This window comes from Pseudomonas sp. s4, assembly GCF_046764235.1.
GTDB lineage: Bacteria > Pseudomonadota > Gammaproteobacteria > Pseudomonadales > Pseudomonadaceae > Aquipseudomonas > Aquipseudomonas asiatica.
The window spans coordinates 1,624,005-1,638,149 of the sequence record NZ_CP177209.1 but is presented as its reverse complement, the minus strand read 5'-3'; the positions used below and the strand labels follow the sequence as shown (position 1 = coordinate 1,638,149).

The window sequence follows — 14,145 nt, the reverse complement described above, 5'->3', positions numbered from 1 at the left end:
AATGTTTCTGATGCCATGCATCTCGGAGATTGATGCAATGTCCCAGTACCAGAGCCTCGATGCGGACGTACTGCGCACGTTCGTGGCCATCGCCGAGCAGGGTGGCTTCACCCGCGCCGGCGAGGTGGTCAACCGCACCCAGTCGGCGGTGAGCATGCAGATGAAACGCCTGGAAGAGGACATCCTCCAGCGCCAGCTGTTCGAGCGCGATGGCCGCCAGGTGCGCTTGACCGCCGAGGGCCAGGTGCTGCTCGGCTATGCGCGGCGCATCCTCAAGTTGCATGGGGAAGTGTTCAACACCCTGCGCATGCCGCACATGGTCGGGGTAGTACGCATCGGCACGCCGGACGACTATGCCATGCGCTTCCTGCCGACCATCCTGTCGAGCTTTGCCCAGGCCTACCCGCTGGTGCAGGTGGAGGTGCATTGCGACTCCTCCAAACAACTGATGCTGCGCCAGGACCTGGACCTGACCATCGTCACCCGTGAGCCGGGTAACGAGATTGGCCAGCTGCTGCGCCAGGAACGCCTGGTCTGGGCCGCCGCGGAAGGCTTCTGCCCGCAGGAGCAACGCCCCATGCCGGTAGCCTTGTTCAACACCGACTGCTTCTGCCGGGCCTGGACCTGCAATGCCCTGGAGGCCCAGGGCATCGACTACCGCATCGCCTATACCAGCCCGAGCCTGGCAGCGATCTTTGCCATCGTCACCGCAGGGTTGGCGGTGACCGCACAGTTGCAGAGCCTGATTGGCGGGAATATCCGCATTCTGGGCGAAAACGAAGGGTTGCCGCAGTTACCGGTGGCCAATGTGATGCTGGTGCGCAGTACCCAGAACCCTTCGCCGATTACCGATTGCATGGCCGACTACATTGTCGAAGGGTTCAAGTGAGCCGCAGCGGGCATGTCCCCCTGTAGGAGCAGCCTTGTGCTGCGAATGGGCCGCAAAGCGGCCCCAAATTTCAAAGCTCGAACCCGAGCATCACCGCACAACCCACCAAAAACACACAGAACATCGCCCGCAACACCTTCTCCGGCAACGCATGGGCCAACTTCACCCCCCAGCTGATACTCAGCAAGCCGCCCACCGCCAATGGGATCCCCACCCCCCAGTCAACACTGTGGTGCACCCCGTAGGTGACCAGGGTTACCAAGGTACTTGGCGCCGCAAGCGCCAGCGACAGCCCCTGCGCCACCACCTGGGTGGTACCGAACACACTGGTCAGAATCGGCGTGGCTACCACGGCCCCACCAACTCCGAACAAGCCGCCCATGGTCCCGGCAAAGCTGCCCAGTACACCCAGCCAAGGCCAGGCATAGCGCAACTCGGCGCTGGGCGGCGTTACCTTCATGAACATCCGCGCAACGTTCCACACCGCCAGGGCCACCAGGAAGCCGACGAAGCCCAGGCGCATGGAATGCGCATCCAGCCCGACCGCCCAGATCGACCCCAGCCAGGCGAACACGAAGCTGCACAGCGACAGCGGTACCGCATGGCGCAACTCGATGCGGTTACGCTGGTGATAACGCCACAGCGCCAGCAGCACATTGGGCACTACCATCACCAGCGCAGTGCCCTGCGCCAACTGCTGGTCCAGGCCGAACAGCACGCCCAGCGCCGGAATCGCGATCAGCCCGCCGCCAATGCCGAACAGGCCACCCATGGTCCCCAGGGCTGCGCCCAACACGATATACAACAACCACTCGATCATCAGGGGCCTCATCCGCCTGTACACATAAAGCGAGCATGCTATCGATTGCGGGCTGGTGGGGAAACGCACAGCAGCGCACAATGGCTGTGCGTTTTTCGCAAAAGCAAGGCAGCCATGAGCCCCGATACCCTGACCGACCAGCTAAGCCTGTTCCTCGATGTGCTGGAAACCGGCAGTTTTTCTGCCGCCGCCCGCCGTCACCCGCTGACGCCTTCCGCCGTGGCCCGCCGCATCGACAACCTGGAAAGCGCCGTGGGCAGCCGCCTGTTCACCCGCAGCACCCACGCCGTGCGTGCCACGCCTGCAGGCAACGCCTTTGCCGAACGGGCCAGGCGCATCATCGAGGAACTGCGCCTGGCCCGCGCTGAAGCGGTGTCGCTGAGCAATGCCCCCGAAGGCCTGATCCGCATCGACGCCCCCGCCGCATTCGGCCGCCGTCACCTGGCCCCTGCCATCGCCGACTTTCTGGTCGCCTATCCGGGCCTGGATGTGCAACTGCGCCTGATCGACAGCTTCGTCGACCTGCATGGCAGCCACCTGGGCGAGGTCGACCTGGTGCTGCGCGCCGGCCCCCTGGCCGACACCCGGCTGGTCGCCACGCCACTGGCCTACATGGTGCGCATCGCCTGCGCCAGCCCGGCTTACCTGGCCAGCCGCGGCATGCCCAGCTGCCCCAGCGAGCTGCCAGGGCACGACGGCCTGGACTGGGACGGCCTTGCGCCACCATTCGCCTGGCGTTTCAACGTGGCCGGGCAAACCCGCCTGTACCGCCCCTCACGCATGCGCATGGCCGCCAACAACGCCGAAACCCTGCTGTTCGGTGCGCTCGCAGGCTTAGGCATAGCCCACCTGCCTACTTGGCTGATCAGCGAATACCTGCTGCGCGGCGAGTTAATACCGTTGTTTTGCGACGGTGGCTTGCCCAAAGCGGAAACCAGCGGTATTTACGCACTTCGCCTGGAACATGAAACGAACTCTCGCAGCCGTTTGCTGCTCGAATTTCTCAAGAGCCGCTTCAGCCCGATTCCACCCTGGGACCTGGCCTTGCGCAGTGAGCTGCGCGAATAAAGCGCGCACTAACGATCCGCGTGCCAGACTTTCCCATTGATTACCTTCAAGGACCTGCATGAACGCCGACACCCAAGCCTCCTGTGACGAGCTGCTGCTGGACAACCAGGTCTGTTTCGCCCTGCACTCCACCTCGTTGCTGATGACCAAGGTCTACAAACCGCTGCTGCAGGCCCTGGGCCTGACCTACCCGCAGTACCTGGCCATGCTCGTGCTCTGGGAGCACGATGGCCTGACCGTAGGCGAGATCAGCCAGCACCTGCTCACCGACCCCGGTTCGCTGACACCGCTGCTCAAGCGTCTGGAGAGCGAAGGCCTGCTGCAGCGCAACCGCAGCCGCGAGGACGAACGGGTGGTACTGGTGCAGCTGACCGACAAGGGCCGCGCCTTGCAGCAGCAGGCCAAAGAAGTGCCGCAGTGCATCCTCAAGGCCAGCGGGCGCAGCCTGGAACAGCTGCAACAACTGCAGGCCGACCTGCTGGCGCTGCGGGAGAACCTGCAGAAAACCCTCTGACAGCTATGCTGTGCGATGGCCGTTCAGATGAACGGTGATGATTTATCTTGCGCACTAACTAATTGCGCGCTAATTTAAATCCCACACCAACCCGCGCCCTCCTCCAGACGGGGAGCGCACAGCACATTAGCGAGGCTCAAGATGCAAAAGGTCACTCCGCTGTACATCGCAGAAGCTACCTCCACCGGTGGGCGCGACGGCAAATCCCGCTCCAGTGACGGCAAGCTGGTGGTCAGCCTGAGCACCCCCAAGGAACTGGGTGGCGCTGGCGGTGACGGCACCAACCCCGAGCAGATGTTCGCCGCAGGTTACTCGGCGTGCTTCATCGGTGCCCTGAAGTTCGTGGCCGGGCAGGAGAAAAAAGCCCTGCCGGCGGACGCCTCGATCACCGCGAAAGTGGGCATTGGCCAGATTCCAGGTGGTTTCGGCCTGGACATCGACCTGCACATCAACCTGCCGGGTCTGGCTCAGGCCGATGCCGAAGGGCTGGTGGAAAAGGCCCACAAAGTGTGCCCGTATTCCAACGCCACCCGCGGCAATGTGGATGTGCGCCTGCATGTGACCGTGTAAGCCACAGGCATAAAAAAACCCGGCCTAGGCCGGGTTTTTTGCGTTTCACAAGAAGGATTACTTCTTGGAACGGCCTTTGAAGCTGTTGTCGCGAGTGTCGATATCGATCCACTCGTCGATCTGGATGAAGTCGGCAACCGAGATCTCGGTACCGTTCTTCAGCTTGGCAGGCTTCATGACTTTGCCCGAGGTGTCGCCGCGTGCAGCGTTCTCGGTGTAGACAACCTGGCGGCTGATGGTGGTCGGCAGTTCAACCGATACCAGGCGGCCTTCGAAGAACACGGCTTCGCAGACGTCTTCCATGCCTTCTTCGATGTACGGCAGAACGGCTTCGATGTCCTCGGCGTTCAGTTCGTACATGGTGTAGTCGGTGGTGTCCATGAAGGTGTATTCGTCACCGTTGATGAACGACAGGGTCGCTTCTTTGCGATCCAGGATCACGTCGTCCAGCTTGTCGTCTGCACCGTAGACGGTTTCGGTCTTGTAGCCGGTCAGCAGGTTCTTCAGCTTGGTCTTCATGATCGCGCTGTTACGGCCCGACTTGGTGAACTCAGCTTTTTGAACCAGCCACGGGTCGTTGTCGATCCGCAGGACGGTACCGGGTTTCAGTTCTTTACCAGTTTTCATTACGAAGTATCCGAATCTGGATGGATTTATAAAAATCGAGGCCGCGTATCATAGCGAATTTCGGTAAAAGTGTACTAGCGCTGTGGCAAGGTCCGGCTGAGCGGCCTGTCGCGCCGCCCAAAGCCGGGCATGCTGCTGCAGTTCCGGCCAGTGCTGACGGGCTGCCTGCCAGGCCTGGCCCATGTCGCGATCCATGTTCCAGGCACGCCACAGGCCAAGCAGGGCGGCATCGGCATCGCCTGACAACCCCTGTCGATAATGCGCGAGAAACGCTTCGAGCTTTTCCCAATGGGCATTCTCGTCCTGCACGTAAATGTGCCACAGCATCGGCTGCCCGGCCCACTGCGCGCGCACGAACGAGTCTTCGCCGCGCACGGCATTGAAATCACAGCTCCACAGCAATCGGTCGTAGTCGTCCTGGCTGACGAAAGGTAGCACCTGCAGGGTCAGCGCCCCTCGCTTGCGCACGCTGCCCACTTGCAGTACCGCCTCGCCAAGCCACTGGCCGAGCCCCGCGACAACGCGCCCTTGCGGCACCAGCAGGTGGCAGGGTTGCTCGCCTGAGGCCAGGGCCTCAAGCCAGTTGCCCAATTGCGGGTTTTCGTAGGCGAACAGGGAAATCAGCAACGCCCCCGCTTCAGGGTTTACGCCAAGCCCGTGCAAGAAGGCCTGCCGTGCCCCCTGCTCGAACACATCACGCCGTGCCAGCAGCGAGCCCTCGCGCAGCAGGCCACCGGTTTTTTCGGTGAAGCCTGGAAAGAAAAACACCTTGCGCAAGCCATTGGGCTGCGGCGAAGGCAAGCCATGGCAACCTTCCACCCAGTCCTCGGCACTGAGGTATTCGAGGTTCAGCCACAGCGGCGGCGCGACACGAGCACGCATTGCCTCCACATAGGCTGCTGGCAATTGGCAGGCGAAGGCACCGATTACCACATCAGCCGGCGCCACCGGCAACCAGGCTACCGGCCATTGGCGCACATCCACACCGTGCTGCCACTGCTGCGGGGCGGTGGCATCGGCCCCGGGGCACATGGGCGTGAATGCATTGAGGTCATCCACCCACAGGCGCACAGCCAGGCCGTGCTCGGCCACCAGCTGCCGGGCCAGGCGCCAGGTCACGCCTATATCGCCGTAGTTGTCGACGACGCTGCAGAAGATGTCCCAAGTGGCTTTCATGTGCCCAGCCCTCGCCCAGCGGAAAAACCGCGCATTCTGCGTATAAATTGTCGCTGACAAAAGCACCTGCGCGGAAAAATGCCCAGGCGCATGCGACAATGCCCCCCGAACACCCTGCCAGGAGGCTGCCATGGCGCGCCACCGTGAACTGAAGATCACCCTCAAGCCGCTGCCGTTGATCGTGTGCGTTGCCTTTGGCCTGTGGCTGGGCGCCGTGGCGATCGCCGCAAGCCTGTGGCTGGCCCTGCAACTGTGGCCACAGCAGGTACAGCCACTGGCCCAAGCCGTGGCCCCCGCCGCGTACCGGCCTGCCGCGCCGCCAGCGCCAGCCCCTGCGGCGGATGCCCAGGCGGAAATGTTCGAACGCTACAAGGACATCCTGCACAAGCAGGAGCTGCAACAGGCCGCCGAGGCCGCCCAGGGCAACCCGCGCAACCTCAACAGCCCCAAGTGCCAGTTCTGGCTGCAGCAGAACCGCACCGCGCCCACCGACAAAAGCCAGGCCAACGTGCTGGAGTTCTGTTACTGACCATGGACAAGCCCAGCCTGCTGGCGCAGATAGTTGCCACCCTCGAACATGACCTGGATGTGCTGACCCGCGCGGCGCAAACTGCGTACGAAGCCGCCACTGCCGAAGAGAACATCGCCGAGAACAAGTACGACACCCTGGGCCTGGAGGCCTCGTACCTGGCCACCGGCCAGGCCCGCCGCAGCGCCGAGATCCGCAAGGCGCTGCTGACCTACCAGCAACTGCTGCTGCGCGATTACGACCCGGCACGCGGGGTGCAGGTGAGCAACCTGGTGACACTGGAGGATGAAGATGGCGGGCAGCGCCGACTGTTCCTCGGCCCCGAGGCGGCGGGGTTGAAGATTGGCGAGGGGGATGGGCTGGTGACGGTGATTACCCCGCGCTCGCCGCTGGGGCAACAACTGGTCGGCAAGAAGGTTGATGATGAGGTAAACCTGGGGGCACAGACATTGGTCATCATCGATATTGCCTGAACCGGCCTCTTCGCCCCTCAGGCCAGTGATACCCCTTGTAGGAGCAGCCTTGTGCTGCGAAGGGGCCATGAGCAACACAGAAGATCTTTTGCCTTACCGGCCCCTTCGCAGCACAAGGCTGCTCCTACACGGATTGCAAGGCATCGAACCGCCGCGCCAACCCCTGCTCTGCGAACTGCTCCACCACAAAATCGACAAACCCCCGGGTCTTGCCCGGCAACAGCTTGTGCTCGGCGAAATACAGGCTGATATGCCCATCGTCCACATACCAGTCCGGCAGCACCCGCCGCAGCCGCCCGCCTTCCAGGTACGGCACGGCAAACGGCAGGCTCACCAGGGCGATCCCCAAGCCCTGCTCGGCCACCGCGCAAGCCGCATCCGAATCGCTCATGGTCATCGTCTGGCGCAACTGCAATGGCTGCTGCACCTGCCAACGGCTGGTCAACGGCCATGACCGCACCCGCCCAGTCTGCGGCGAGCGGATCAGGATACCGTCATGCCGTTGCAATACCTGCGGGTCGTCAATCGGCGCGTGCCGCCCCAGGTACGCCGGCGCCGCCACCAGCACCCTGTGCGCCGGGGTCAGCTTGCGCGCCACCACCCCCGGCGGCAGCTCGAAACCTCCGCCAATCGCCGCATCGAAGCCCTGGCCGATCAGGTCGACCTGGCGGTTGTCGAAATGCCAGTCCGGAGTAATGGCCGGGTAGCGACGCAGGAACTCACCCAGCAATGGCAACACATACAAGCGCCCGAATACCGTGCCCATGCTCACCCGCAACAACCCGGCCGGCTGGCCTTCGCTGCTGGCCAGGTTGGCCACGGCGTACTGGATGGTGCGGAAGCTGTCACTGACCTCCCCCAGAAATCGCTGCCCTGCCTCGGTCAGGGTCAGCTTGCGGGTACTACGCTGGAACAACCGCACCCCCAGGCGCGCTTCCAACTGGGCAACATGCTTGCCTACGGCAGCCGGGGTAATGCTGAGGCGCCTGGCGGCTTCGGCAAAGCTGCCGACTTCGGCACTGCGGATGAAGCATTCCAACGCGTTGAATGATTCCATGGCCATGATTGGCAACCAAAGGTTTACTCTGCTGATAGTGATTGCCATCTTATCAGCAGGTAATCAAGCGCCGATACTGCGCCCATCCAAGGCATTCCGGCCTGGCTTCCAGCAGGAGATCAACATGTCCAAGCAACACTCACTCGAAGGCAAGGTGGCCCTGGTACAGGGCGGTTCCCGCGGCATTGGTGCAGCCATCGTGCGACGCCTGGCCCGCGAAGGCGCACAGGTGGCCTTCACCTATGTCAGCTCCGCCGGCCCGGCGCAGGCGCTGGCTGAGGAAATTACCGAAAACGGCGGCAAGGCCCTGGCCCTGCGGGCCGACAGCGCCGACGCGGCGGCCGTGCAACTGGCCGTGGATGACACCGTGAAGGCCTTCGGCCGGCTGGATATCCTGGTCAACAACGCCGGTGTGCTGGCGGTAGCGCCGGTGACCGAATTCGACCTGGCCGACTTCGACCACATGCTGGCGGTGAACGTGCGCAGCGTATTCGTCGCCAGCCAGGCCGCGGCACGCTACATGGGCCAAGGCGGACGCATCATCAACATTGGCAGCACCAATGCCGAGCGCATGCCGTTTGCCGGCGGCGCCCCTTATGCCATGAGCAAATCAGCCCTGGTCGGCCTGACCCGCGGCATGGCCCGTGACCTGGGGCCGAAAGGCATTACCGTGAACAACGTGCAGCCAGGGCCGGTGGACACCGACATGAACCCAGCCAGCGGCGAGTTCGCAGACAGTTTGATCCCGCTGATGGCGATCGGGCGCTATGGCGAGGCGGATGAGATTGCCAGCTTCGTGGCTTACCTGGCGGGGCCTGAGGCGGGGTATATCACTGGGGCCAGCCTGACGGTCGATGGCGGGTTTGCTGCCTGATTGAAGGGTTGCCTGTGCCGGCCTCTTCGCGGGCGCGCCCGCTCCCACAGATACTGCGCGATGCCTGTGGGAGATTACCCAGCCCTTTTGGGCTGCGCTGTCGCGCAGATAACAACTATCGCTCGTTTGAAGCGTCCTTTGTAGGAGCAGCCTTGTGCTGCGAAGAGGCCGGTACAAGCAACAGACAGGCTTTGTCAGTACCGGCCTCTTCGCAGCACAAGGCTGCTCCTACAGAACCTCGCCGAACCAATGAGTCATGTGTTGTTCTATGAGAGCGGGCATGCCCGCGAAGAGGCCGGCACAGGCTCTGCCGCACAATGCATTGATGTAAGGCCCGACACTTTCCGATAATCCCCCCTTTTATTCTGCCCGCCACGAGAACTGCATGAACGCCCCCACTCTCAGCCGTGCCCTGATTCTGCTGATGGCCACCGCCACCGGCCTGGCCGTGGCCAGCAACTACTATGCGCAACCACTGCTGCACAGCATCGCCCAGCAGTTCGGCCTGAGCACCGCCAGTGCCGGCAGCATCGTCATTGCCGCGCAACTGAGCTACGGCGCCGGCCTGTTGCTGCTGGCGCCCCTGGGCGACCTGTTCGAGCAGCGCCGGCTGATCACCGTGATGACTGCCATTTCTACCCTTGGCCTGGTCATCAGCGCCTGCGCACCGAGCCTTCCCTGGCTGATCCTTGGCACGGCGCTGACCGGGCTGTTCTCGGTGGTGGCGCAGATCCTCGTGCCCATGGCCGCAACCCTCAGCGAGCCACACCAGCGCGGGCGGGCGGTCGGCACCTTGATGAGCGGATTGCTGCTGGGCATCCTGCTGGCGCGTACCGCCGCCGGGTTCATGGCCGAACTGGGTGGCTGGCGCAGCATCTACGTGCTGGCCGCGGTGCTGATGGCCATCACCGCCGTGGCGCTGTACCGCAGCCTGCCACAACACCACAGCCATGCCGGGCTGAAATACCCAGCGCTGATCGGCTCGGTGTTCCGCCTGTTCCTCGAAGAACCGGTGCTGCGCCTGCGTTCTCTGCTAGGCCTGCTGGCTTTCAGCCTGTTCGCCCTGTTCTGGACGCCACTGGCGTTCCTGCTGGCGAAAGGCCCGTACCACTATTCGGACGCGGTGATAGGCCTGTTCGGCCTGGCCGGTGCAGCGGGTGCACTGTCGGCCAATTGGGCGGGGCGCCTGGCCGACCGTGGCAAGGGTTCGCTGGGCACCACCGTGGGCCTGGTGGTATTGCTGCTGTCGTGGGTGCCGCTGGGCTTCGCCGAACAGTCGTTGCTGGCCTTGCTGCTGGGCGTGCTGATGCTCGACCTGGCAGTGCAACTGGTGCACGTGAGCAACCAGAATGCGGTAATTGCCCTGCGACCCGAGGCGCGCACGCGGCTGAATGCCGGGTATATCACCTGCTACTTCATTGGCGGGGCCTTGGGATCGCTGCTGGGCACGCAGCTGTTCCAACGCCAGGGCTGGATGGGGATTGTGCTGGCCGGGTTGGTGATTGGCGGGCTGGCGTTGCTGGCGTGGGGTTTGGCCGAGCGCAAGCGCAAGAACGCTTTGCAGATCGCCTGAAGCCCATTGACCTGAGCGACAATGCACCGCACGACCCTCCGTCGCATGGCCGTTGACTTGCCTGCCCGGGCAGCGCTCAGTAGGCGCTGGTCAATGCCCTTTCCCTGACAGGACGACGTTATGACAAGACTCACGGTGCAATCCGGCGATTTCTTGCAAGGCGAAGGCGAGTATCGCAACGGATCGCTCACACTCAAGACCCCGCACAGCCCCTCCCCGGGCGAGCGGATTTCCCTGGCACGCATCAGCGACCTGCGGCTGGCCAGCCTGGAATCCAGCCGCAGCCTGGGCAGTGCCCTGGGCTGGGGCGTGGCCGGGGCACTGGTGGCCGGGCCGGTGGGGTTGCTGGCCGGGCTCTGGCTGGGTGGCAAGGAAGAGGAAGCCACCTTCCTGGCCACTTTCAAGGACGGGCGCAAGCTCATGGCCATTACCGATGGCAAGACCTGGTCGAAGATCGACGACAACTGGAAGCAGCACAGGCGGCCGGCCAGCAAAGGCTGACGGGATATCGCAGGGCCCGGATCGTTTTATGTTGAAGGCGGCTGTAAGATGCCGCCTTTTTTCATGGCCTGTGCTGGCCTCTTCGCGGGCTCACCCGCGAAGAGGTCGGCGCAGGTGTCGCGCATCCAGGAGCCCCACCGCATGCCCCCGCGTCATCCCCGCCTGCCCCTGAGCCTGCTCAGCCTGGGCCTGGCCCTGCATTGCCCCCATGTGCTTGCCGAAGACAGCGTGCTACTGGCCCCGCTGCAGGTCTCCGATACCTACACCAACGACGGCTATCAGGCACGCCAGGCAGCAGTAGGCGGCTTCCAGCCCGCGCCCCTGCTCGACACCCCGGCCTCGATCAGCGTGTTCAGCCAGCAACTGCTGGAAGACCGCCAGGTACGCCAGCTCAGCGAAGTGCTGCAAAGCGACGTCTCGGTGGGCGAAAGCTACGCCCCCATCGGCTACTACGAAAACTTCAACGTGCGCGGCTTCGAGCTGAATGCCGCCAGCAGCTACCGCATCAATGGCCAGACCATCGCCGGCGAGCAGAACGTGGCCCTGGAAAACAAGCAGCAGGTGGAGCTGCTCAAGGGCCTGTCCGGGCTGCAGAGCGGCGTATCGGAGCCGGGCGGCCTGATCAACTACGTGACCAAGCGCGCCGAAGACGTGCGCAGCGTCACGGTGTCGACCAACGAACAAGGCGAGCGCTACCTGGCCACCGACCTGGGTGGCTGGTTCGGCAGCGAGCGGCAGTTCGGCCTGCGGGCCAACCTGGCTCATGAAGACATCCGCTCCTACGTCGACCACGCCGACGGCAAGCGCGACTTCGCCTCGCTGGCCTTCGACTGGCAGATCAACCCAGATGCCACCCTGCAGCTGGATGCCGAATACCAGCACCGTGAACAGCGCTCGGTGCCGGGTTACCAGCTGCTCGGTGGCAGCGAAGTACCCCATGGCATCGACCCGGACGACCGCCTGGCCTACCAGCACTGGGCCAAGCCGGTGCAGAACGATTCGCTGAACCTGGGCGGGCGCTTCGAGTACCGTTTCAACGAAGCCTGGACCGGGACTTTGAGTGCCTCGCGCAGCAAGGTGGTGATCGATGACTACAGCTCGTTTGCCTGGGGCTCGAGCGAAGGCGCGTTCTTCGGCAGCAACGGCGACTACGACATCTACGACTTCCGCAGCCCGGACGACACCCGCCGTACCGACGAGGCGCAGGCCATGCTCAACGGGCGTTTCGATGCGCTGGGCGTGGGGCATGAGCTGACCGTGGGCACCAGTGCGCAGCGGCGCACGCTGGATCAGCGCCCCAGCTATATGGAATGGGTAGGTACAGGCAACATCTACACGGGTGCACCGGCCTTTGATCCATCCGACAAGCCCATCAGGACTAGCGAACGTCGCCTGGACAGCCGCCAATACGGGTTGTTCGTGAGCGACCGCATCAGCTTCAACGAGCACTGGCAGACCGTACTGGGTGCCCGTGAAGTACGCCTGGACGAGAAAACCTGGAATGAGGACGGCGTTGCCGGTCGCCATACCCGGCAGTACGAGTTGCTGCCCAACGCCGCGCTCATCTACAAGCCGCAGCCGGATACCACGGTATATGCCAGTTATTCCAAAGGCCTGTCGGCAGGCGGTACCGCACCGTGGTTCGCCGAGAACAGATTCGAAATCCTGGCACCGACGACCTCACACCAACTGGAACTAGGCCTCAAGCATGACTGGCAAGGCCTGAGCTTCAGTGCCGCACTGTTCCAGATACGCCAGGCGTACCAGTACGCGCGCCCGGACGACGCCGGCACTTTCACCTACGTGCAGCAAGGCCAGCAGAAGAACACCGGCCTGGAACTGGGCGCCAGCGGCTGGGTGACCTCGAACCTGCAGGTGCAGGCCAGCGCTGCAGCGATTCGGGCGCGGGTGCAGAACAGCGATACCGATGCCTATGAGGGCCACCAGGCGATCAACGTGCCCAGGTTCCGGGCGGCGTTGCAGGCGGAATACACCCTGCCGGTACCGGGATTGGCACTGCTGGGTGGGGCGCGCTACAGCGCCAGCAAATATGCGAGCCAGGCGGAGAATGTGGAAGTTGGTGGGTATACGGTGTTCGATGTGGGTAGCCGCTACCGTACGCGCATCGGGGGGTATGACACGGTGCTGCGGCTGACTGTGGATAACGTGTTCGACAAGCGTTATTGGCGCGATGTGGGGGATTACCTGGGGGATAACTACCTGTTCCAGGGAGCGCCGCGCACGGCTCGGCTTTCGGCTTCGGTCAGCTTCTAGGTTTTTGGGGCTGCCTTGCAGCCCATTCGCAGCACAAGGCTGCTCCTACAGGGGCGCACCCCATCCTGTAGGAGCAGCCTTGTGCTGCGAATGGGCCGCAAAGCGGCCCCAAAGGGCGTGAAAACAAAAAGCCCCCGGCTTTTCAGCTCGGGGGCTCTTCGTAGAATGTGGCGGTGAAGAAGGGATTTGAACCCTTGATACGATTTCTCGTATACACACTTTCCAGGCGTGCTCCTTCGACCACTCGGACACTTCACCGTTTCTCTTCAAGCCTTGCAGCCTGTCGAGGTGCGCTAATTTAGTGAAAGACCTTCCCTTTGGCAAGCATTTTTTTCAATTTTTTCATGCATTTGCATTTGAGCTCTGGCGAACGCTGACCGACCAGTCAGCCTTACTGCTTTACCTCGCCCCTGCCGCTGGGTAACGTCGTCGCCACGCCAACAAAAGGACTCTGCCATGAGCGAGCTGATTACCTACCACGCCGAAGACGGCATCGTCACCCTGACCCTGAACAACGGCAAGGTCAACGCCATCTCGCCAGACGTCATCGCCGCCTTCAACGCCGCGCTCGACCGCGCCACCGAAGAGCGCGCGGTTGTGATCATCACCGGGCAGCCCGGCATCCTGTCTGGCGGCTACGACCTCAAGGTGATGACCAGCGGCCCCAAGGAGGCGATCAGCCTGGTCACCGCCGGCTCCACCCTCGCCCGCCGCCTGCTGTCGCACCCGTTCCCGGTAGTGGTCGCCTGCCCGGGCAACGCCGTGGCCAAGGGCGCCTTCCTGCTGCTGTCGGGCGACTATCGCATTGGCGTCGAAGGGCCGTACAAGGTGTGCCTGAACGAAGTGCAGATCGGCATGACCATGCACCATGCCGGCATCGAACTGGCCCGCGACCGCCTGCGTCGCTCGGCCTTCCACCGCTCGGTGATCAATGCCGAGGTGTTTGACCCGCAGGGCGCGGTGGACGCAGGCTTCCTCGACAAGGTGGTGCCGGCCGAGCAGTTGCAGGATGCGGCACTGGCGGCTGCGCGGGAGCTGAAGAAGCTGAACATGCTGGCGCACAAGAACACCAAGCTGAAGGTGCGCAAAGGGCTGCTGGAAGCGTTGGACAAGGCGATCGAGCTGGACCAGCAGCATATGGGTTAGCCGGGCCGACCTCTTCGCAGGCAAGCCCGCGAAGAGTCCGCAACAGGCTTGCAC

15 protein-coding genes and 1 tRNA gene are annotated in these 14,145 nt (G+C 63.4%); 11 read left to right on the top strand and 5 right to left on the bottom strand.

All coding sequences use genetic code 11. The features are described 5' to 3' along the window. Positions 1 to 37: 37 nt before the first annotated feature. Positions 38 to 889, top strand: coding sequence for a LysR substrate-binding domain-containing protein (locus ACK56M_RS07675; RefSeq protein ID WP_015269374.1), 852 nt, complete (start codon positions 38 to 40; stop codon positions 887 to 889). 70 nt (positions 890 to 959) lie between these two features. Here ACK56M_RS07675 and ACK56M_RS07670 read toward each other — a convergent pair whose 3' ends face one another. Beyond that, positions 960 to 1,709 carry a sulfite exporter TauE/SafE family protein gene (locus tag ACK56M_RS07670; protein WP_015269373.1) on the bottom strand — a complete coding sequence of 250 codons (750 nt, stop codon included), beginning with the start codon at positions 1,707 to 1,709 and terminating at the stop codon, positions 960 to 962. A 114-nt stretch (positions 1,710 to 1,823) separates the two neighbouring features. Between ACK56M_RS07670 and ACK56M_RS07665 the strand changes: the two genes are divergently transcribed. The 3 genes from ACK56M_RS07665 (at position 1,824) to ACK56M_RS07655 (ending at position 3,861) form a co-directional block, all read left to right on the top strand. Further along, positions 1,824 to 2,777, top strand: coding sequence for a LysR family transcriptional regulator (locus ACK56M_RS07665; RefSeq protein WP_013971533.1), 954 nt, complete (start codon positions 1,824 to 1,826; stop codon positions 2,775 to 2,777). A gap of 58 nt (positions 2,778 to 2,835) precedes the next feature. Beyond that, positions 2,836 to 3,291: a MarR family winged helix-turn-helix transcriptional regulator gene (locus ACK56M_RS07660; RefSeq protein WP_003260416.1), complete on the top strand. Its 456-nt coding sequence runs from the start codon at positions 2,836 to 2,838 to the stop codon at positions 3,289 to 3,291. Positions 3,292 to 3,432: 141 nt separating this feature from the next. Next, positions 3,433 to 3,861, top strand: coding sequence for an organic hydroperoxide resistance protein (locus tag ACK56M_RS07655; RefSeq protein WP_013971531.1), 429 nt, complete (start codon positions 3,433 to 3,435; stop codon positions 3,859 to 3,861). A 57-nt stretch (positions 3,862 to 3,918) separates the two neighbouring features. Here ACK56M_RS07655 and efp read toward each other — a convergent pair whose 3' ends face one another. Both efp and earP read right to left on the bottom strand, forming a co-directional pair. After that, on the bottom strand, positions 3,919 to 4,488 hold the full coding sequence (efp, locus tag ACK56M_RS07650) for an elongation factor P (protein ID WP_013971530.1): 570 nt from the start codon (positions 4,486 to 4,488) through the stop codon (positions 3,919 to 3,921). A 48-nt stretch (positions 4,489 to 4,536) separates the two neighbouring features. After that, positions 4,537 to 5,664, bottom strand: a complete 1,128-nt coding sequence (gene earP, locus ACK56M_RS07645) for an elongation factor P maturation arginine rhamnosyltransferase EarP (protein ID WP_411959347.1) — start codon at positions 5,662 to 5,664, stop codon at positions 4,537 to 4,539. 130 nt (positions 5,665 to 5,794) lie between these two features. On the opposite strand from earP, the gene ACK56M_RS07640 reads away from it, so the two are divergent. Both ACK56M_RS07640 and ACK56M_RS07635 read left to right on the top strand, forming a co-directional pair. Further along, positions 5,795 to 6,193 carry a hypothetical protein gene (locus tag ACK56M_RS07640; protein ID WP_013971528.1) on the top strand — a complete coding sequence of 133 codons (399 nt, stop codon included), beginning with the start codon at positions 5,795 to 5,797 and terminating at the stop codon, positions 6,191 to 6,193. A 2-nt stretch (positions 6,194 to 6,195) separates the two neighbouring features. Beyond that, on the top strand, positions 6,196 to 6,666 hold the full coding sequence (locus ACK56M_RS07635; protein WP_054573473.1) for a GreA/GreB family elongation factor: 471 nt from the start codon (positions 6,196 to 6,198) through the stop codon (positions 6,664 to 6,666). A 124-nt stretch (positions 6,667 to 6,790) separates the two neighbouring features. Here the strand turns inward: ACK56M_RS07635 and ACK56M_RS07630 are convergent, their stop codons facing one another. Further along, on the bottom strand, positions 6,791 to 7,729 hold the full coding sequence (locus ACK56M_RS07630) for a LysR family transcriptional regulator (protein WP_411959346.1): 939 nt from the start codon (positions 7,727 to 7,729) through the stop codon (positions 6,791 to 6,793). Positions 7,730 to 7,847: 118 nt separating this feature from the next. On the opposite strand from ACK56M_RS07630, the gene ACK56M_RS07625 reads away from it, so the two are divergent. The 4 genes from ACK56M_RS07625 to ACK56M_RS07610 all read left to right on the top strand — a co-directional run bounded on the left by ACK56M_RS07625 (position 7,848) and on the right by ACK56M_RS07610 (position 12,945). Continuing rightward, a complete protein-coding gene (locus tag ACK56M_RS07625) occupies positions 7,848 to 8,597 on the top strand; it encodes a 3-oxoacyl-ACP reductase family protein (RefSeq protein ID WP_102083995.1) in 750 nt (249 codons plus the stop codon). A gap of 385 nt (positions 8,598 to 8,982) precedes the next feature. Beyond that, positions 8,983 to 10,170: an MFS transporter gene (locus tag ACK56M_RS07620; protein ID WP_061552384.1), complete on the top strand. Its 1,188-nt coding sequence runs from the start codon at positions 8,983 to 8,985 to the stop codon at positions 10,168 to 10,170. Between the two features lie 120 nt (positions 10,171 to 10,290). Beyond that, positions 10,291 to 10,671, top strand: a complete 381-nt coding sequence (locus ACK56M_RS07615; protein WP_100413244.1) for a hypothetical protein — start codon at positions 10,291 to 10,293, stop codon at positions 10,669 to 10,671. A 141-nt stretch (positions 10,672 to 10,812) separates the two neighbouring features. Next, on the top strand, positions 10,813 to 12,945 hold the full coding sequence (locus ACK56M_RS07610; protein WP_411959345.1) for a TonB-dependent siderophore receptor: 2,133 nt from the start codon (positions 10,813 to 10,815) through the stop codon (positions 12,943 to 12,945). 168 nt (positions 12,946 to 13,113) lie between these two features. On the opposite strand, the gene ACK56M_RS07605 is transcribed toward ACK56M_RS07610, so the two are convergent. Continuing rightward, positions 13,114 to 13,203: transfer RNA gene (locus ACK56M_RS07605), tRNA-Ser, on the bottom strand. 198 nt (positions 13,204 to 13,401) lie between these two features. On the opposite strand from ACK56M_RS07605, the gene ACK56M_RS07600 reads away from it, so the two are divergent. Next, positions 13,402 to 14,091, top strand: a complete 690-nt coding sequence (locus ACK56M_RS07600; RefSeq protein WP_015269365.1) for a crotonase/enoyl-CoA hydratase family protein — start codon at positions 13,402 to 13,404, stop codon at positions 14,089 to 14,091. Positions 14,092 to 14,145: the final 54 nt, after the last annotated feature.